Raw genomic sequence first — 18497 nt, forward strand, 5'->3', positions numbered from 1 at the left:
TCAGTTCCTTTTCACAGTATTCTTAAAATCAATACTTGGACAGAGTCAGTTGAAAAGGTTATTAATTAAATAATATGAATGAGATATTCACTGTCTTAGAGAATCCCAAAGCTGTCATAACTTTGGCAGTGTTAATTATTGCTGTTTTTTTGTTCGTAAGCAGTGCGCTAGCTCCTGAACTGACTGGACTTTTGAGCGTTGCATTATTGATGGCTACAGGAGTTCTTTCCCCTCAAAAAGCATTGGCTGGTTTTGGAAGCCCTGCGTTGATTACATTGATGGGTTTATTTGCTGTTTCTGCGGCACTTTTTAAAAGTGGTGCCCTTGATCGTTTAAGGGAGTTAATTGCTTCTGACAGTATTCGAACTCCGCGCAGATTGATCGCTTTGCTCGGATTAGTTGTTGCTCCTGTCTCAGGTGTCGTTCCCAATACTCCTGTGGTTGCTTCACTTTTACCAGTAATCGAAGCTTGGTGCGTCAAGCGAAAACTATCTCCATCACGTGTATTGTTACCATTATCTTTTGCGACAGTATTAGGTGGGACTTTAACTCTTTTAGGCAGTTCAGTGAATTTGTTGGTCAGCGATATTAGTGATCAACTTGGTTACGGTCCCTTTGATTTATTTACTTTTACAGCAATAGGAGTACCTATATGGTTATTTGGGACAGCATATATGTTGCTGGCTCCACAATCTTTATTGCCAGATAGAGGGAGAATTAGCTCAGAGTACGGAGGAAGTTCGGATCAAACTGGTTATTTTACCGAAGTCACAATTCCTTCTGATTCTGAACTTGTTGGACATTCATTGAGAAATAGCCGCTTACAAAGAAGATTTGATGTTGATGTTCTAGAAATACAGCGAGAGAATGAAATACTTTTACCACCTTTGGCCGATCGGATAATTCAGTCTGGTGATCGGTTGTTGATAAGAATTACGCGCTCTGATCTTTTGCGTTTAAAACAAGAACATACTGTTCAGTTAAATAAAAACTTAAGTATTGAAAAAAAATTTTTTCTGTCCAACATTGATGAAAGCCAACAAACGGTAGAGGTTCTTTTACCAGCTGGTTCAACCTTGGCTGGGGCAAGTTTGCGTGAACTGCGATTTAGACAAAGACACAATGCTACTGTTTTGGCCTTAAGACGAGGTCAGCAAACTGTTCAAGAGAGATTGGGGCAAGCAATTTTGAGAGAAGGAGACGTATTACTCTTACAAGCTCCAAGAGATTCAATTCGTGGATTACAGGATAGTAATGACCTTCTTGTTTTAGATCAATTTGAGAATGATCTACCCACGGTTACAAGAAAACCGATAGCAATTGGCATCGCAATCGCAATGTTGATTATTCCCTCAATTACTGACTTGCCTCTAGTAGCCTCAGTTCTAATGGCAGTGATTGCTATGGTCTGGGGAGGATGTTTAAGACCCGCAGAGGTACAAAGATCAATCCGACTTGACGTCATTCTTTTGCTTGGATCTCTTTCTAGTTTTAGTGTCGCAATGCAGACCACTGGTCTTGCTGATGCTTTTGCCAATATTTTAATTTTAATATTAGAAGACTTATCTACTTATTCAGCCTTACTAGTAATTTTCCTCTCTACTACAATATTTACTCAATTTGTTAGTAATGCTGCTTCAGTGGCTCTTTTGGCGCCAATTGCTGTTCAATTAGCCCCAAGTATGGGGCTACCTCCTTTAGCTTTATTGATAACAGTTCTTTTTGGCGCCAGTCAATCTTTTCTTACTCCTATGGGTTACCAGACAAACCTTATGGTATTTGGCCCTGGGCGTTATCAGTTTTTAGATGTCACCAGATACGGAGCTGGGTTGACCATCTTGATGACGCTTCTTGTCCCTGGGTTGATATTGCTAAAGTATGGTATTTCTTAAATATGTTGGATATGATTATTAACTTAGGAAAAAATTTAAAGCTTCCATTTGATTTTGATTATTTAATCTTTTCAGAATTAGTCTCAATCTATTTTCAAAAAAAGTGAGTATTAGGCAAGAAACTTATAGAAGGCTTACGGTTCCGCAGTTTACGGTGGTAACAGGTTTACTTGTGATTGCTTTTGGAACATTATTATTGGCTACACCTTTTTGTTCTAATGCAAATGTAGGTCTATGGGAGGCATTATTTACGGCAACTTCTGCTGTCACAGTTACGGGGTTATCTATTATTGATATAGGAATAGATTTGACATTTTTTGGACAAGTAATTTTAGCGATTATGTTGTTAACTGGGGGCCTTGGTTTAATGGCTATTACTACATTTTTGCAGGGCTTTATTGTTAGTGGAACAGAATTAAAAACACGTCTTGATAGAGGTAAAACTCTTGATGAATTTGGAGTCGGGGGTGTGGGTACAACGTTTAAAGGTATTGCGATTACAGCATCTATACTTATTTTTCTTGGCTCTATTACTTTATATTTTTTCGGCTTTAAAAATATAACTAGCTCAAGTGAAAGGATTTGGGCATCAATTTTTCATAGTATATCTGCTTATAATAATGCTGGGTTTAGTTTATGGTCAAGCAGTTTACAAGATTATAGAGGTAATTGGGTAGTGAATTTTGTTTTAATTACTTTAATTATATTAGGTGGTTTTGGATGGAGAGTAACTAATGATATTTGGATAAATCGTAGATCTTTAAAATTAAGAAATTTAAGTCTTCATACACGTTTAGTAATTAGATCATCTTTCATATTGATTGCTCTGGGATTCTTCGGATTGATTTTTACTGAATCGTTAGCTAGGGGTAGCTTCTTTTCGTTAATTAATTTCGATGATCGTATTTTAACCGCTTTATTTACTTCTGTTAGTTCACGAACTGCAGGCTTTACGAATTTGCCCATATCAATTGAAAGTGTCTCTGACTCTGGTCTTTTGTTGATAATGTTTCTTATGTTTATTGGGGCAAGTCCAGGTGGCACTGGAGGCGGAATTAAGACGACAACTATTGCTGCATTAATGGCAGCCACAAGAGCAACTCTACGTGGTCAAAATGAAATCATTATTCGGAATCGTCAGATATCTGACAAAGTAATTCTTAAAGCTGTTGGTATAACTGTTGGTTCATTTTTATTTGTGTTGATTATGGCTTTATTATTAAGTTTGAGTAATGGATTCAATAGTGGAGAGAATTTTTCATTTTTAGAAATGCTTTTCACTTGTATTTCTGCTTTTGCAACTGTAGGTTTTGATCTGGGCGTAACCTCTAAGTTAGGACATGTCGGTCAATTAATTCTGATTATTGGAATGTTTGTTGGCAGACTAGGAATCCTTTTATTCTTGAGCGCTGTATGGCAAGCTCTTAATAAAAGTAAGATTCAACATCGCAATCGAATTGGCTATCCGAAGGAGGATCTCTATGTTTAAGGAGGACAAATCATGAGTGATTGGTGGCAATGGTCTCCCATAAAAGCAAATCAGAAACTTGGGTTTGCTGTAGTTGGAATTGGTCGTTTTGGAAGCGCAGTTTGTAGAGAGCTATTGAGAAATGGTGCTGATGTTTTGGCTGTTGATTTCTCAGAGAAGGCAATAGAGGAATTACGTCAACTCGAGCCAACAATTGAAGCGAGGGTGGTTGACTCAACGGATGAAGAGTCTATGAAAGAGGCAGGTGTTCTTGAAATGGGGACTGTAGTAGTAGGCATTAGTGAGCCAATTGAAGCAAGTATTACGACAACTCTTATTGCTAAAGATACGGAGGGGAGTTTAGTTAAACAGGTTATTGCTAGAGCAACAAGTGATCTGCATGAAAAAATGCTCAAAAGGGTTGGTGCTGATCGGGTGGTATTCCCTTCAAGAATGCAAGGAGAAAGATTGGGCCTTGAATTGGTTAGACCGAATTTGATTGAAAGATTAGAACTCGATGATAAAACGGGTATTGATGAGATTAAAGTCCCTGAGGTATTTGTAGGACGTTCTTTACGAGATTTAAATCTTAGAAAAAATTATTTTGTTAATGTCTTAGCCGCTGGCCCTGCTCAACTATTAACTGTTAATCCTCCGGCGAAATATATTTTGGAAAAAGATCATGTCCTTGTAGTCATGGGTTCAATGGAAGATCTTCAAAAGCTGCCTCAAACTTAATCTATGCGTGTATTGGGTTTGATGAGTGGTACGAGTGCGGATGGAATAGATGCAGTTTTAGTTGATTTTACAGGTGATCCTTCAAGGCCAAAATGGCAAATTTTAAACACATTTTCTTATGAATATCCTTCATCAATTAGAGAAAAAATAATACAAGTAGGTCAAGGATTAAAAATTAGTAGCAAAGATTGGCTCGAGTTGGCTGAGGAAATTACTGAACTAAATGCTTTTGCTGCTCGTACTTGTGACCCTGATTCAACCGCAGAGGTTGTTGGATGTCATGGGCAAACTTTATTTCATAGAAGTGTAAAAAAATCTAAAAGAGGAGGAAGTCTTCAAATTCTTTTAGGACCTTTACTCGCAAATCTTTTAGATCAAATTGTTATTTATGATTTTAGATCTAAGGATATTGCTTCAGGTGGTCATGGTGCCCCTTTAGTAGCATTAGTCGATGAAGCTTTAGTTGGAAGGTTATATGGATGGAGAGGAGTCCTCAACCTTGGTGGAATTGCTAATCTTACAATTATTCCACCTAAAACTGGAATTGATAAAACTTCTCAATGCTTAGGCTGGGATTGCGGACCGGCTAATTCTTTAGTTGATTTAGCTGTTAAAGAAAGTACAAATTCATCTTTAACTTTTGATGAAAATGGATCATTAGCATCGCTTGGGATTCCTAAATTAGAAATCATCGATAAGTGGTTGAGGGATCCTTTTTTTTATCTAGAGCCTCCACGATCTACAGGTAGAGAACAATTCGGTTTTCAATACTTACAGAAAAGAAAAAAGGAATTGGGTGATATTTCCAAAGAAGATTTAATATCTACATTAACTACATTTACCGCGTCAATTATCTCTCAAGATTTAGATAATCTTTTTAAGCTTAAACAGATACGTTTAATTGAGCTTTTGGTTGCTGGAGGTGGAAGTAAAAATCTATTTTTAATGAGGCAACTACAGAAACAATGTTGTGGTGTTCATGTTCGTCCAATACATGAAATTGGTGTTCCATCGCAATATAGAGAAGCCCTCGTTTTTGCAACTTTATCTTGGTGGAACTTTTTAGGAAAAAAAGTTCACCCGAAGTACATCACAGGAGCAAATAAACCTATTTTATATGGAGTACGTGTTGATCCTTAAGTTAACTAATTTAATAATTAATCTCTTTTGAATTTTAATCTTTTCGGAATACCTTTTAATCTTTGTGTTTTTTGTTTTTCTAATGCGTTTATAAAATTTTGTGTTTTCATTTCTTTTGTTTCTAATTCTTTAGATGCTGAACTTTCTTTTAATTCGTGATACTTGACTCCTTCTTGAATTAAAACTTTGGCCATATTACTCACAGTTCTAGATTCTCTTTCGGCTAATTCTGACAGTCTTTCACATAAATCTTCTGGCAGAACAACTTGTATGCGGGGCGATTTTTGCTTCCCGTTAGATGAGTTTTGACGAGTAGCCATGCGTACAAAGAACTACCAAGTACTAATTAGTGTACACTTGTATGCAAGGGTAGTATCCTTGTGTATGATACTTACTAATCTGGCCAGTTTTGCCTTATCAACCTTTACTTAAAACTTTTTATTTTTAAAGGAGTATTACATGTCTAAGCCATCTCTTCCACAAGCATCTAAAGCTTTTTCTGCAAATGTTGTTGCCGATAAAGGAAATGTAAAACGACAAAGAAGGAAGAGTCGTAGTAATGGTAAAAATGGAGATGTTCTAATTTCCGCTGTTGTCAGTTCTTACCTATTGACTCATTTACACCATGTTTTACAAAGAGCGGAATATGGGGCTAGCAAAGAAGGAAGATCTTCTCAAGCTGCAAACTTTGCTCAACTCCGTAAAGTCCTTTGCATGGATGCTAGAAGTATGAAAGACGCGTCTGCTTTAGGTTTAAAGGAAAGTGATTTAGATACATGCAATGAATCTAATGGTTTCGAGACAAAAGCTGCATAATTGCATATTCTTTAATTAGTCAACGTTTTTCTTATGAGCGGCAATGCTGCAGAGCTTTATAAGCTTATAAATGCAGATCCAAATAAAAAACAAGATCTTTTTCGTCAAGCTCTTCAAAACCCAAAAGGTGCGATGCAATCCATATGTGCATTTGGGATTGAAATGAATTTGCCAGTTACCTCAGAAGAGGTAAAAGAATATTTGACTACAGTTGATGATTTAGATACCAAACAATGGCTTCTAAAGGCTAGAGGTGGGTTGTAATTATTTTTTGAATGAAGAGTGTATTTCTAATGTATCTTGACTATTTTCTCTAATTCCTCTTCTTTCGTAGCCGCCTCCGCCTGCCATCGTCCAAAAAAACCAATAACTGGGAATTGCAAGAGCTGCGGCGAGTACTAAAGCAGCAATTTGTTCGAGTCTTAACATGGCTTACTTAAGTAATGTAATTTAAATCAGTCAGCATCTTTTAAAGCTAAATGATTCAAGGCAATTCTCTTGAGGTCTTATTGTAGTGTTGCGACTAGAGAAGATTAGTAAAATTTATCCCACTGGCGAAGTCTTGAAAGATGTCAGTTGGGAAATTAGAAATGGAGAGAGAATTGGTTTGGTTGGAGTCAATGGAGCAGGAAAATCAACACAATTAAAAATTATTGCTGGATTAGAAGAAGCAACTGATGGATCTTTGATTAGCGAAGGGGATCCATCTATTGCTTATTTAAAACAGGAATTTGATGTGGATCTTTCAAGAACTGTTAGAGAAGAGTTATTTGTTGCATTTAAAGAAGCATCTGATTTACTTCACAGTCAAAAATTAGTTCAAGAAAATATGGAATCTGAATTAGCTTCTAAAGATTTAGATTACCTAGATTTATTAATCAAAGAATTAAGCGTGATTCAAAGCAAATTTGAATCAATAAATGGTTACGATTTAGAATCTAAAGTTGAAAAGTTATTACCCACTATTGGTTTCAATCAAAATGAAGCAGACAGACTAGTTGGAGACTTCTCGGGTGGCTGGCAGATGAGAATAGCTTTAGGAAAAATCCTATTACAAAGTCCTGATTTATTGTTACTTGATGAACCAACTAATCATTTAGATTTAGAAACGATTGAATGGCTAGAGAATTATTTACTTAATCAGAAAATTGCTATGGTAATTGTTAGCCATGATAGATCTTTCTTAGATAAAGTTTGTACGAGAATTGTTAATACCGAGCGAGGTAAATCTAAAAGCTATATTGGAAATTATACGTCATATCTTCAACAGAGAGATTTTGAATTGGAATCAACAAAAGTTGCATACGAGAAACAACAGAAGGATATACAAGTTCAAAAGGCATATATAGAAAGATTTCGAGCAAGTGCTACAAGAAGTACACAAGCTAAAAGTAGAGAAAAGTTATTAGATAAAGTTGAAAAGATAGAAGCTCCTGAGAATAACTTAAAAGGACCTAATTTTAAATTTTTGGAAGCACCACGTGCTGGTAGGGATATCTTAAATATTAAGGATTTAACCCATAGCTATGAAGATAATATTTTATTTTTAGGAGCCTTTTTAGAGCTTGAGCCAGGCGAAAGAATAGCATTTTTAGGTCCAAATGGTTCTGGAAAATCTACTTTACTGCGACTAATTATGGGGTTAGAAGAACCTGATGAAGGATCTATTACGATAGGAAAATATAATATTATACCTAGTTATTTTGAACAAAATCAAGCAGAGGCCTTAGAGTTAGAAAAAACAGTAATTGAGACAATTTCTCAATCTGTACCTGATTGGACACAAACAGAAATTCGTTCTTTACTGGGTAGCTTTGGTTTAACTAATGATTCGGTTTTTAAGGAGGTCAGTCAGATTAGTGGAGGAGAGAAAGCAAGACTTGCTTTAGCTTTAATGATTATTAAGCCGTCAAATTTGCTTATTCTTGATGAACCGACAAATCATTTAGATATACCTTCAAAGCAAATGCTAGAGCAGGCATTATCCAATTATAATGGCACTGCATTAATAGTTTCTCATGATCGATATTTTATTTCAAAAGTTGCAAACACAATTGTAGAAATAAGAGATGGTCAATTAATTAAGTATCAAGGTGATTACAAATACTATAAAGAGAAAAAAATCGAAGAAGCACAAGAAAAAGAAAAAGAATTACAATTAGCTGAAAGGGAAAGAAAAAGGTTGGCTAATCGAGAAAAACAGCGTAGGAAGAAGAAAACTAAACAAAAATAATTATTATAGAAATATTTTTTTTAATTATACTTGAAGATCATAAATATCAACTGGTTTGATAATTTTTATAGACTCTATATTCTCTCTAAGTATTTTAATTCTTAATGCTGATTGTAAATTATTTTTATTAATTTTTTTTACCACATCTGCTGGAGTTGAAATTTTTTCATTGTTGATTGAAATTATTAGATCATTTACTTTTAATCCACCTTTTTCGGCCGGACCATTTGGCATCAAATATTTAATTATCGCTCCATCTTCTGTTTGGGAAAGAAAATTACTTTTTTGTTTGATATTGCTTGAAAGTGTTACTCCGATCATGGGATGCTTGGCTCTCCCGCTGGTGATTAAATCTTTGGCGATTTTTCTAGCTCTATTTATTGGAATTGCGAAACCTAATCCTGCTCCTGGTCCTGAGCGAACAAGAGTATTAATACCAATCACTTCTCCAACAGAATTTAATAATGGTCCTCCAGAATTACCTGGATTAATAGCTGCATCAGTTTGAATGAGATCTATTCTTTTGTCGGATATACCTAATTGAGCAACATCTCTATTGAGATTACTAATGATTCCAAGAGTAACCGTATTTTCAAGTCCAAAAGGATTTCCAACTGCAATTGCCCAATCACCAACTTTTAAATTATCGGAGTTTCCTAATTGGGCAGTTGGCCAAGGACCTTTTGCTTTGAGTTTAATAACTGCAAGATCTGTTAAAGAATCTTCTCCAACAACATTTCCAAGCACTCTTCTTCCATCTGATAAACCCACTATTAATTGATCAGTTTTTTCTATTACATGAGCATTAGTTAAGACCAGACCTTCTTTAGAAAAAATCACTCCACTTCCTTGCCCTTTTTCAATTCGAGATCGTGGAACTTGCAGGCCTCTTAGACCAAAGAATCGTTCAAAATATCGATCATTTAAGATCCCAGGAGGAAATACACCTTCACTTGAAGATAAAACCTGACGTTGTGTTTCAATTGTGACCACTGCATCCCCACTAATATTTAACGCTTTTGATACGAAAGATTGCTTATTGTGATTTTCTTGGGATAACAGTGAAGCTTCACTTGAATGAAGAGGAGTTTCATATCGGAAGTTCAAAAAAATAAGAACAACTAAAACAAAAATTTTAAAATATTTTTTTTGACGTAACTTTAGGGATCCTATTATTAGTCTGTTGTCATCTAATCCATGCATGATCTTCTGAAAGGGATTAGTTCTTATTATCAAAACTAATCATAGCTAATTTAAAAATTGAAATGCACACCATTTTAATTACCGTAGATTTTTACTAAATAACTATTCTTTGAACTTTCTTTCCTCTAGAATAATACTCTGATTTATTCTGTGATTGAAGATGAAACTAGAACGACTTCAAAACTTAATCTGAATTAATGCATTCAGTTTTTTGATTTATCATTTTTGCAAATGTTGAGCAATTTTTTACCTTTTGTTTATGGCCTTTCAGTTTTTGTTTTGTTGTTTTTGGCTGCCAGAATAATGCTAAATGGTTTTTTCTCAGGTCAAGCATCATTTAAGATTCAAAATTCATTTTCAAAGACAAAAGGTGATGATCGAACAGGCTTGGTTACTGTTCATCCTGAGCTTCTAGACAAAGATGGCTCCATTACTGATGAAGATTTGCTCACAGTTCGTTTTTCTAAGGACAGTGATCATCCACAATCATATGAAAAGCCTTCTGAATAATTTTCATTAGATTTTTTGGGTTTGACATTACATAGTTATCTAAGAGGTTTTAATTTTGGAACAAAGAACGCGCATAGTCGCTGCAGTTTTGAAAAACGTGAAGTTACCTCCAAGGTTTCGTCTCAGATTATTAAAAGAAGACCCAGTGAGGCTTGAGTTAAGCCTTACTCCAGCTTACGGAAAAGATCCTATTCAAGTTGGGTTAGTAGAGTCCCTTGATTTGGTTGCTAGAAGAGACAGAGAAGGAAGAATGCCTAGAGATTTACAAGGGACATGGGATTGGACTGTACGACATGGAGAAGTTAGTACTGGTGGATGGAATCCTTATCTAAAAGAAGCTCTTCAGACCATGTTTGAAACTGGATTACCAGCAATTATTTACGAGGAACTTACTGGAGAGGACTATCATCCAGTTGATGGCGCCAGACATGTTAGATAGATATTGAAAGTTTTAAAAACAAATTAATTTCAAGAGCCAACATATATGTTTTCTCATTCTCAGCATTTCTTTAGTATTATTAAAATGATTTCTATTAACAAATGAAAGATAACTTCGAACCTCGTTATGGATTTGTCAATTTTGCTGAAATATGGAATGGCCGTTTAGCAATGATGGGTATTTTAATAGGTTTAACAACAGAACTTTTAACAGGGCAAGGGATTTTAACTCAGATGGGAATCGGTTGAAAAACTAATTTTTAGTTTTTTATTTTTAAAAGTTTGACTGATCTTAAAAACGCTAAACAATCTCTAACTACATATAGTGTTAAAGAGTTAAACGAATCTATTGGCTTATTATTATCAAGAGGCTTTGCCCCAAAGTTTATACTTGAAGCCGCTGTTTCTAAATCACAAATAAAAAAAGGTCATTTATGGTTAACTTTAACGGACGGGAAAGCAAGTGTAGATGCAGTTGCATGGTCATCAACAATAAAGTCTTTAAAATTTTTACCAAAGCAAGATGATGGCGTTGTTATTATTGGTAAATTAAATTTCTGGGAATCTCAAGCAAGAGTATCGGTACAAGTTTTCGATATTCGACCAAGTATTTCTACGGTTCTTAGGAAGTTTGAAATAGTCAAATCAAATCTTTTTAAAGAAGGTTTGATAGATGATTCGTTACGAAAAAAATTGCCAAAATATCCTCATTCACTTGGTATCCTTACAAGTGTTCCAAGCTCTGCTTTAGCTGACATGCTTAGAACAGCTAAGGAGAGATGGCCATTAACGAAGCTGCAAATAATTCCTATTCCGGTTCAAGGTGATAATGCAAATAAACTAAAATCTATTTTAAGTAAATTAAAAAAAAATAAGTTACAAGTAGAGGCTTTAATTATAGCTAGAGGAGGAGGTAGCAGAGAAGATTTAATGTTGTTCGATAGTGAAATCATAGCTAGAGAAATCGCAACTTTCCCAATACCAGTAATTACAGGGATAGGTCACGAAGATGATCTAACTGTTGCTGATCTGGTTTCAGATCATCGATCTGCCACTCCAACTGCTGCGATTGTTGATCTATTGCCCTCAAGAGAAATTGAAAAAAATAAGTTTTTGCAAAATAAAAAATTACTTAAATATTATTTGAAATTATTTTTTCAGAACACAAAGAAAACATTAATTACAAAAAAATCTATTTTTCAATCTTATTCACCCCGACTATTAATAAAAAATAAAAGAACAAGAATAAATTATATGTATGAGATTTTGAATGCACTTTCTCCAAGAAAATTGTTAAAAAGAGGTTTTGCGCTAATTACTGACGAGTCAGGTAATTCGATTTATAGTGTAAAAAATATTAAGGAAAATGATAAGCTGATAGTTCAATTTTGTGATGGAAAAATTACAGCAGAGGTTGATAGTCTTAATTATGATAAAATATAAATTTATTGAATAAAAATTTGTTATTACATGCCACTTGAAAATCAAGTTATCCCAAATCATTTATCAATGTCTAACAAAGTTACTAACAAAAAAAATATAGAAATCTTTAAACAAGATATTAATAGATTAAGTTATGAAGAATCTATATCTGCATTGGAAACTATCTTAAACAATGTGCAAGATGAAAATATTTCATTGGATGAAATTCAAATTAATTATATTAAAGGTCATCTACTTCTTAAGCATTGCGAAGAACTCTTGCAGTTTTGTGAACAAGAGATTAATGAAATTAATCCAGAATTTTTAGAATTAGATTAATTTATAAATCTAATTCTTCGGATTTTATGTCAATTGTTGCTGCACTTGCTGGAATATTTTCTAGAATATCTGCATTTTTTGTTATGGGTGTTCCACATATTGGACAAATCATTTGACTGTTAAGAAAGGTTGAGCCACAAGCTTCACAGTTTTGTACTTTTGATTGGATTCTTTTCCAAGTAAACCATCCAACTCCTCCTAAGACTAATGGTATTATTGTAATGATAAGGAATATTCCGCCTGCTAAATCAATAATAAATTTCCCAGCTGGTGTAGGTAAAATAATAAGTAGAATAAATACCATCCAAATCAATGAAGATGGCTTATTCATGACTACTTAAGAGATTTATTTAAATATTATAATTTAAATTTAGCTGCTTGTTTCAATGATGTTTAAACGTATCGATTTCGACGCATGCTTGCAATTACAACGCTCCAACATTGACCAAAATAAATAATTACTCCTACCATCCAAACCCAAAGAGTCAATACAAGGACTCCACCAATGAATCCATAAGCTTGAAATCTTGATCCCAATGAAAGGATACTTCTACTAACTGCCAAATTCAGAATAGTTAGCAAAGTTCCAATCATCAAAGCCCCAGGTATTAGTGGTTTTAAAGGCACTCTTCTACTGGGGAGTAAACCTTGTAAAAGCAGTGCCATAGTTGAAAAACCTATTAGAGGAAGTATAAATTGACCTACTTGAAGTACAGGTATTTTTGTTATGGCATTTTCAACCCAAGGGGTTGTGTTGGCTAAGTCTTCCAAAACTGCTTCGGGAATCAGACGAATATTTGCACTGATTTGATCGATAACCATCAAAATCCCAACTAGAAGAACTACAAAGAAAGCTTCAATACGATTTCTGATAAATCGAAACGCTTGAAGCCTTAATGGATCTGGCTTTGATTTAACTGGTAGTACGTCTTCCCATAATCGATCTGCTCCTCTTTGTAGTGTTAGATAGGCATTGCCAGCAGTGATCATTAAAAACATTGCCCCAAGAATCCCTGCGCCAAACCCCTGATTAATTAATTGTTCTAAAGTTGATGCGACCAAAGCTATTACTTCAGACGGTAAAACCTCAGCGGTTAATTCAATTATTCTTTGCTCTATTCCTTGCTGTTTTCCTAAAAACCATGATGCAACTGATAGCGAGATTAGCAATATTGGAAAGAAGGACTGAAGAGTGTAGTAAGCAAATGCTGCGCTTAAATCGACGCAATCACACTTAGACCATCTTTCATAAGCTCTCCAGAGACTGCTAAACAACCATCTTGCTTTTTTAGTCCAGTTCAAGCCCACTTTGGTTATGGAGTATTTGATATTACGCTAACTCCTAAGGAGAAGATTTTTCTTAGTTGAATCAGTAGATTTAAAATCATAAATTTTATTAATGTAGCTAATTTAATTAGAACAAAGGGGCACAAAGTGTATTAACTATCCTGAATTAATGCTGACGCCCATGGCAGCATGTTGTTCAATTGATCTTCAGTGGATGCTGTTAGTAATGGGAAATTCACTGAAGTAAGATCTGTTCCAGAGAGAATGTTTTTTGGGTTAGTCTCCAACCAGTTGATAAGACAATTAAGTTCCTCAAGTATTAACCATGCAGCTGCAATATCCCAAATTTTTGGTGTCGCCTCTAAAGCAGCAATCGTTTGACCGATGGCAACACTAGTCATATTTAAACTAGATACCCCAAGTAGTCTTATTTTTCCTGGGAATGACTGCTCTGGTTTCATTTGTAAAACTTTAATTGAGCGGCTACAAAGAGAAATGCAGTCACTATTTTTCTTGAAACGTGATTCAGGCTTAAGTGGCTTGTCGTTTAGCCAAACTCCTTTTCCTTTTATGGCGAAAATTCTTTTTCTAAGTGCTGGTATGTCAAGGAAGGCTGTCTCAGGTTCCCCATTAGTGAAACGTGCTATTGATATTGCCCAGTATGGAATGCCTGCTGCAAAATTAGTTGTTCCATCGAGTGGGTCAACTACCCAATACTCACTGGAGCTAGGAATTGACTTCTTACCCTCTTCACTCAGGACGCCTTCTCCGGGAGTAATTTGAGATAACCCTTGAACTATTGTTTTATCACTCCACCTATCACATTCTGTAATAAGTGTTCCATCAGGCTTTATGTCAGAGTTGATTTGACCAAAATCTTGAAGTTGACGTTTTCCAACCTCATCAACTAATTGATGAATTGCAATTAGTTGAGCTTTGCTCAGAGGTTTAGATATTGGGTCTTGATTCATTTTTATTTATTTAGAAGCTATAGCTGACATAGGGGAATTAAATTTGATTCATAGAGTGATTTGCTATCTATGTCACTTTGATTTTGTGGATTGACTTTGATATCACATGGTTTGATGTTATCTAAACCCGTTTGTCTACTTAAGTCAGCTAATAGAGTGTTATAGCTAGTGACCGAAATAATATAACGAACCTCGGAATCAGTTAAATCTCTTTGGTTGTTTACAACTTCTCGTTGTGTAGTAATACCTGATTTGTATCTAAGTTTTGCAAGTCTTAAAGACTCTCTTGCAGACAAAACTTCTGTGTACGAAGCAGAAATATTTAGTTTAGCCGACTCTAGTTTGAAGAATACTTGTTCAACTTCTTGTCTAATTTGAGCTCTTCTTGCGGCAAAATTTAGTTTTGCTTCTTTTGCTTTACTTTTATTGTAATTATACAAAGATCTTGAATTGCCTCCATCAAAAATAAACCATGTTGCATTGAGCCCAATGGTGTTAGAAAAATTGGAGGATGTGTTGCTGGTGTTTGGAGATATTTGATTTAACTCACCTTTCGCAAATGAAGAGGTCGATGTATTTACAATGCTTAATTTTGGTTGGCTAGCAGCAAGTGCAGCATTTGCATTACTATTATTAATTGATATTTCTAATAGGATACTTTCGAGTTCTTCTCTTGAATTATAAGCAGCTATAATACTATCCTCTAATGATAAATCCCATATACCTGTAACTTGAGTTTTTGTACCAATTAATGGTGTTACATCCTCTGGAAAATTAAGTATTTCAGCAAGAGATCTTTGACCAATTTTTTGATCACCTAATTTAATATTAAACAATTGCTGATCTCTAGCTAATTGAGTTCTAGCTTCTAGAACTTCTAATTTCGTACCAATACCTGATTCAAATCTAATTTCTGCGTCTCTTAACCCAATAGTCGAGGATTCAATTGATTTCTTTGCTACTTCTATTTCCTCATTGGCTTTTTGCAAATTGAAGTAACGTTTTTTTGCCTCTAATTTTAAATCTCTTAAAATTATTGCGTAAGAATATTTTGACTTTTCAAAACTATCTCTAGCTGATGCTATCTCTGGGACTCTTGCAGGATTAATTAAATCCCATTTTACTTGAGCGGAGATAGAGGAACTCCATTGTTTACTCGAAGTATCTTGTATTACGCTTGATTCATTAAAGTTATTAGATTCAAAATATTGGGGAATACCATTAGCTGTTAGGTTTAATGTTGGGTACCATGAGGATAAAGAACTTTTTAATATTGATTTGGCTTGCTCAACTCTTTCTAAGTAGATTTTAATTGCTCGGTTGTTGTTTATAAGTAAATTTTCTAACTGATCAAGGTTAACTTTTTGATAAGTTTTTACTAATACTTCGCGTGATCTAGAGGGTAAAAAAAGATCTTCAGGCGCATTTAATTCATATAAGACCCGCTGTTGTTTTTGATTTTGACTTAGGCTTTTACTTGAGTTTCCTTTTATCTTTGTATTGGAAGTTATTTTTTGCGAACTTGTAGCCCACAAAGGATTGAGCCCAGATATAAATAAACCTGCAACAATTAGAAACTTTCTCTTCACTCTCCTCATAGTTATAAGAAAAACTGAGATGGATTTAGTAAAGCAATTATGCTTTACCAAGTGCTTTGTTCACGATGTCTTGTGCATCATGGACAATTCTTACAGATACATTAAGTGACAAAGAGAGCTCTTGAAGTGTCATGTCATCAAGAAAGATTTTTTCACCTTGTCTTAGCATGACCGATGGTATAAGTAATTCATCGCCTAATTCTTTTCCGCGCAGTCCTTTTATGAGGTCTTGGCCTGTGAGTAGGCCAGTAACAATTTGTTCTTGCCCCCAATAAGGACTTGGAAGCCCATAAAGATGGAGTGTGAAATTATTTATTTTATTTATTCGCTTGCAAGGCTTCTGTAATTCATTTTCAACAAGTTTGCCAACAACCCAGCTGCAGGTTTTCTTTTGATCAATTTTGGTCGGCAAATCTCTTGTGGCTTCATCCATTGCTCTAAGAAAACTGCGAATACTTCCTACTCCATTCTCTTTTTGAGGTAGATCTTCGTAAGAATTAAGAGAGGGTAAAGCCTTCTTCGCTATTAAATACCATTCGTCAGATAACCAAGCAAAACGGGACCCCGTTGATTTATAAAATATTCTTTGCATTGGCTCAACCTGATTGATTACTTTTGTCGCACAAACAGGATCCACGGGTATCAGCCCGTCATTACTGGGTCGAAACCTTGTTAGCCCAACTGGAACTACAGCTGCTGAGAGGACTACGGGGAAATCTCCTTGCGCAAAACTATATAGATCATTGATGGTTCGTTCTAAAGCTTTTCCATCATTTATTTCAGGGCAAACAACAATTTGAGCATGAATTTGTATTCTTTTTTTTGAGAACCAAGCTAACTGATTTAAAAGGTCAATAGCTTTAGGATTTCTTAGTAATTTCGACCTTAAAGAAGGATCTGTTGCATGCACTGATACAAATAAAGGAGTGAGTCTTTGTTCCTCAATTCTCTCCCAGTCTTGTTTGGAAAGATTTGTAAGTGTTAAGTAAGAACCATATAAAAAACTTAGCCTGTAGTCATCATCTTTTAGGTACAGGCTTTTTCTTTTCCCTGGGGGTTGTTGGTCAATAAAACAAAATGGGCATTGATTATTGCATTGTTTTAATCCATCAAATAAAGCTTCAGTAAAAGCAAGTCCTAACTCATCGTCATAATCTTTTTCAATGTCAATTGTATGTTGTTTATCTTTTTCATCTAATATTATTAGTTGAATATTTTCTTCAGCCATAAGAAATTTGTAATCAATAAGATCTCTTGGCTTTACACCATTAATACTAATTAATCGATCTCCAACTTCAAATCCAAGCTCCTCGCCTATTGAACCTTCTTCGATGGAGGCAACAACAGCAGGTTTAATTTTGTTTTGAGTTATCCTTAATGTGCTCATTTAGGCTCTTAAACAAGAAAATAAATTTTTTATACTTCTCGGGTGGTTTGAAAAAATTAAATTGATCTTGAAGAATCATTTATCTTTCAATATAAGTAAATTTTCAACAAAAAGTACTTAAGAAGATTTTTGAATCATCTCTTTTTATGAGGATTTTTAAAACTGGGCCTTGAAAAGCATTGTAATCATTGTAATTAAGAAGTTTTTAAGATTTTTTTTAAAAACTTTATTATTTGTATTCCTAAGACTGTTTGGTTTGGGTATCTACTTGAATGTAAATTCATAGAAGGTTGAGCTGAAAACCAACTCAGTTTTATTAATTCTGATTTACTCAAACAATCCCACCAAGCCCATAAATCAAAAAACGTCCTACCTGTCAAAGCCAAGGACATTGCAATTTTGGGCTAGCACAATGGTTGTCCTGCCGGTTTTTGTTCAGGCCCCATGGGTTCATGTGTTCCCTTTTTCAGCTTTTTTATTTAGTTTCATAATATTTTTTCTTGGATTTTATTTACTTAAATTTTGTAGTTATAGATGGTCCTCTATTGGTTCGCTATTGGTTGGTGTGAGTTGGAGCTGGTTAGGAGGATGTCTTTTTTGGGGATGGTTAAGAGCTCATCCTGTTTGGCATTTGCCTGTTGAGTCAATAGCTTTGCCAATAGCAGTAAGCCTCTTAAAGACTCGATGGAAAATCGGAGCCAGTTTCTATTTGGCATCTCTATTAGGAACTGCTTTTACTGACGTAATGATTGTTTTAACTGGTGTTATGAAGGCTTGGCCTGAAGTTGTAGATGCGCCTTTTTCAGAAGCTTCTAAAATTTTGAGTTTAACTGCCGAACAATTATTGGAACCTTTTTCATTATTTGCCATTTTTATTGCGGCACTTTTAATAATTTCGATAGCAAATTGGATGCATCAAAAATCAAAAAGTGAGCCTTTGTCTTCTGATGCTTGGCTTGTATCAAGTTCAGCTTTGACAACAACCTTGTGGGTTGATGGCTTATTTTTTGCGACCACATTGATTCAGCCTCAATTAAGTGGATTGATCTGAAAAC

Annotated in this window: 21 protein-coding genes; 13 read left to right on the forward strand and 8 right to left on the reverse strand. The window is 34.9% G+C overall.

The annotated features are described in order from the left end of the window. The first annotated feature begins 74 nt into the window (after window positions 1-74). The 4 genes from PMN2A_RS00625 to PMN2A_RS00640 all read left to right on the forward strand — a co-directional run bounded on the left by PMN2A_RS00625 (window position 75) and on the right by PMN2A_RS00640 (window position 5238). On the forward strand, window positions 75-1892 hold the full coding sequence (locus tag PMN2A_RS00625) for an SLC13 family permease (protein ID WP_011294079.1): 1818 nt from the start codon (window positions 75-77) through the stop codon (window positions 1890-1892). 103 nt (window positions 1893-1995) lie between these two features. After that, window positions 1996-3381, forward strand: coding sequence for a TrkH family potassium uptake protein (locus tag PMN2A_RS00630; RefSeq protein ID WP_011294080.1), 1386 nt, complete (start codon window positions 1996-1998; stop codon window positions 3379-3381). A gap of 12 nt (window positions 3382-3393) precedes the next feature. Next, the gene (locus PMN2A_RS00635) at window positions 3394-4098 is read left to right on the forward strand and encodes a potassium channel family protein (RefSeq protein WP_011294081.1); all 705 of its coding nucleotides are present in this window, start codon (window positions 3394-3396) and stop codon (window positions 4096-4098) included. A 3-nt stretch (window positions 4099-4101) separates the two neighbouring features. Then, window positions 4102-5238 (forward strand): anhydro-N-acetylmuramic acid kinase, encoded by a 1137-nt coding sequence (locus tag PMN2A_RS00640; protein WP_011294082.1) that lies wholly within the window; start codon window positions 4102-4104, stop codon window positions 5236-5238. 17 nt (window positions 5239-5255) lie between these two features. Here PMN2A_RS00640 and PMN2A_RS00645 read toward each other — a convergent pair whose 3' ends face one another. Continuing rightward, window positions 5256-5558, reverse strand: coding sequence for a ribbon-helix-helix domain-containing protein (locus tag PMN2A_RS00645; protein ID WP_011294083.1), 303 nt, complete (start codon window positions 5556-5558; stop codon window positions 5256-5258). Between the two features lie 139 nt (window positions 5559-5697). Here PMN2A_RS00645 and PMN2A_RS00650 point away from each other — a divergent pair, with 139 nt between their 5' ends. Together PMN2A_RS00650 and PMN2A_RS00655 are read left to right on the forward strand one after the other, a co-directional pair. After that, window positions 5698-6054: a hypothetical protein gene (locus tag PMN2A_RS00650; protein ID WP_011294084.1), complete on the forward strand. Its 357-nt coding sequence runs from the start codon at window positions 5698-5700 to the stop codon at window positions 6052-6054. A 33-nt stretch (window positions 6055-6087) separates the two neighbouring features. Then, on the forward strand, window positions 6088-6318 hold the full coding sequence (locus PMN2A_RS00655; RefSeq protein WP_011294085.1) for a hypothetical protein: 231 nt from the start codon (window positions 6088-6090) through the stop codon (window positions 6316-6318). On the opposite strand, the gene PMN2A_RS10395 is transcribed toward PMN2A_RS00655, so the two are convergent. Then, window positions 6319-6483 (reverse strand): hypothetical protein, encoded by a 165-nt coding sequence (locus PMN2A_RS10395; protein WP_011294086.1) that lies wholly within the window; start codon window positions 6481-6483, stop codon window positions 6319-6321. Window positions 6484-6568: 85 nt separating this feature from the next. On the opposite strand from PMN2A_RS10395, the gene abc-f reads away from it, so the two are divergent. Then, window positions 6569-8287, forward strand: a complete 1719-nt coding sequence (abc-f, locus tag PMN2A_RS00660) for a ribosomal protection-like ABC-F family protein (protein WP_011294087.1) — start codon at window positions 6569-6571, stop codon at window positions 8285-8287. Window positions 8288-8311: 24 nt separating this feature from the next. Here the strand turns inward: abc-f and PMN2A_RS00665 are convergent, their stop codons facing one another. Further along, on the reverse strand, window positions 8312-9490 hold the full coding sequence (locus tag PMN2A_RS00665) for a trypsin-like peptidase domain-containing protein (protein WP_011294088.1): 1179 nt from the start codon (window positions 9488-9490) through the stop codon (window positions 8312-8314). A gap of 231 nt (window positions 9491-9721) precedes the next feature. Here PMN2A_RS00665 and PMN2A_RS00670 point away from each other — a divergent pair, with 231 nt between their 5' ends. The 5 genes from PMN2A_RS00670 (at window position 9722) to xseB (ending at window position 12199) form a co-directional block, all read left to right on the forward strand. Next, complete coding sequence (locus PMN2A_RS00670) at window positions 9722-10000, forward strand: DUF2973 domain-containing protein (protein WP_011294089.1); 279 nt, start codon at window positions 9722-9724, stop codon at window positions 9998-10000. A 55-nt stretch (window positions 10001-10055) separates the two neighbouring features. After that, entirely contained in the window at window positions 10056-10439 is a 384-nt protein-coding gene (locus PMN2A_RS00675; RefSeq protein ID WP_011294090.1) for a hypothetical protein, read from the forward strand. 101 nt (window positions 10440-10540) lie between these two features. Then, entirely contained in the window at window positions 10541-10687 is a 147-nt protein-coding gene (locus PMN2A_RS00680; protein WP_011294091.1) for a chlorophyll a/b-binding protein, read from the forward strand. Window positions 10688-10720: 33 nt separating this feature from the next. After that, window positions 10721-11881, forward strand: a complete 1161-nt coding sequence (gene xseA / locus PMN2A_RS00685) for an exodeoxyribonuclease VII large subunit (RefSeq protein ID WP_011294092.1) — start codon at window positions 10721-10723, stop codon at window positions 11879-11881. 27 nt (window positions 11882-11908) lie between these two features. Then, window positions 11909-12199: an exodeoxyribonuclease VII small subunit gene (gene xseB / locus PMN2A_RS00690; protein WP_011294093.1), complete on the forward strand. Its 291-nt coding sequence runs from the start codon at window positions 11909-11911 to the stop codon at window positions 12197-12199. Window position 12200: 1 nt separating this feature from the next. Here xseB and PMN2A_RS00695 read toward each other — a convergent pair whose 3' ends face one another. The 5 genes from PMN2A_RS00695 to PMN2A_RS00715 form a co-directional block, all read right to left on the reverse strand. Beyond that, window positions 12201-12530 carry a hypothetical protein gene (locus PMN2A_RS00695; protein ID WP_011294094.1) on the reverse strand — a complete coding sequence of 110 codons (330 nt, stop codon included), beginning with the start codon at window positions 12528-12530 and terminating at the stop codon, window positions 12201-12203. 62 nt (window positions 12531-12592) lie between these two features. Continuing rightward, window positions 12593-13507, reverse strand: a complete 915-nt coding sequence (locus PMN2A_RS00700) for a YihY/virulence factor BrkB family protein (RefSeq protein ID WP_011294095.1) — start codon at window positions 13505-13507, stop codon at window positions 12593-12595. Window positions 13508-13638: 131 nt separating this feature from the next. Next, the gene (locus PMN2A_RS00705) at window positions 13639-14457 is read right to left on the reverse strand and encodes an inositol monophosphatase family protein (RefSeq protein WP_011294096.1); all 819 of its coding nucleotides are present in this window, start codon (window positions 14455-14457) and stop codon (window positions 13639-13641) included. A 17-nt stretch (window positions 14458-14474) separates the two neighbouring features. Continuing rightward, window positions 14475-16055: a TolC family protein gene (locus PMN2A_RS00710; protein ID WP_011294097.1), complete on the reverse strand. Its 1581-nt coding sequence runs from the start codon at window positions 16053-16055 to the stop codon at window positions 14475-14477. Window positions 16056-16092: 37 nt separating this feature from the next. After that, window positions 16093-17442, reverse strand: coding sequence for a TIGR03279 family radical SAM protein (locus tag PMN2A_RS00715; protein WP_011294098.1), 1350 nt, complete (start codon window positions 17440-17442; stop codon window positions 16093-16095). A 412-nt stretch (window positions 17443-17854) separates the two neighbouring features. On the opposite strand from PMN2A_RS00715, the gene PMN2A_RS00725 reads away from it, so the two are divergent. Further along, window positions 17855-18493 carry a DUF3120 domain-containing protein gene (locus PMN2A_RS00725; protein WP_225866311.1) on the forward strand — a complete coding sequence of 213 codons (639 nt, stop codon included), beginning with the start codon at window positions 17855-17857 and terminating at the stop codon, window positions 18491-18493. Window positions 18494-18497 lie beyond the last annotated feature (4 nt).

Origin of the sequence: Prochlorococcus marinus str. NATL2A, assembly GCF_000012465.1 — a bacterium.
GTDB classification, from domain to species: Bacteria; Cyanobacteriota; Cyanobacteriia; order PCC-6307; family Cyanobiaceae; genus Prochlorococcus_B; species Prochlorococcus_B marinus_B.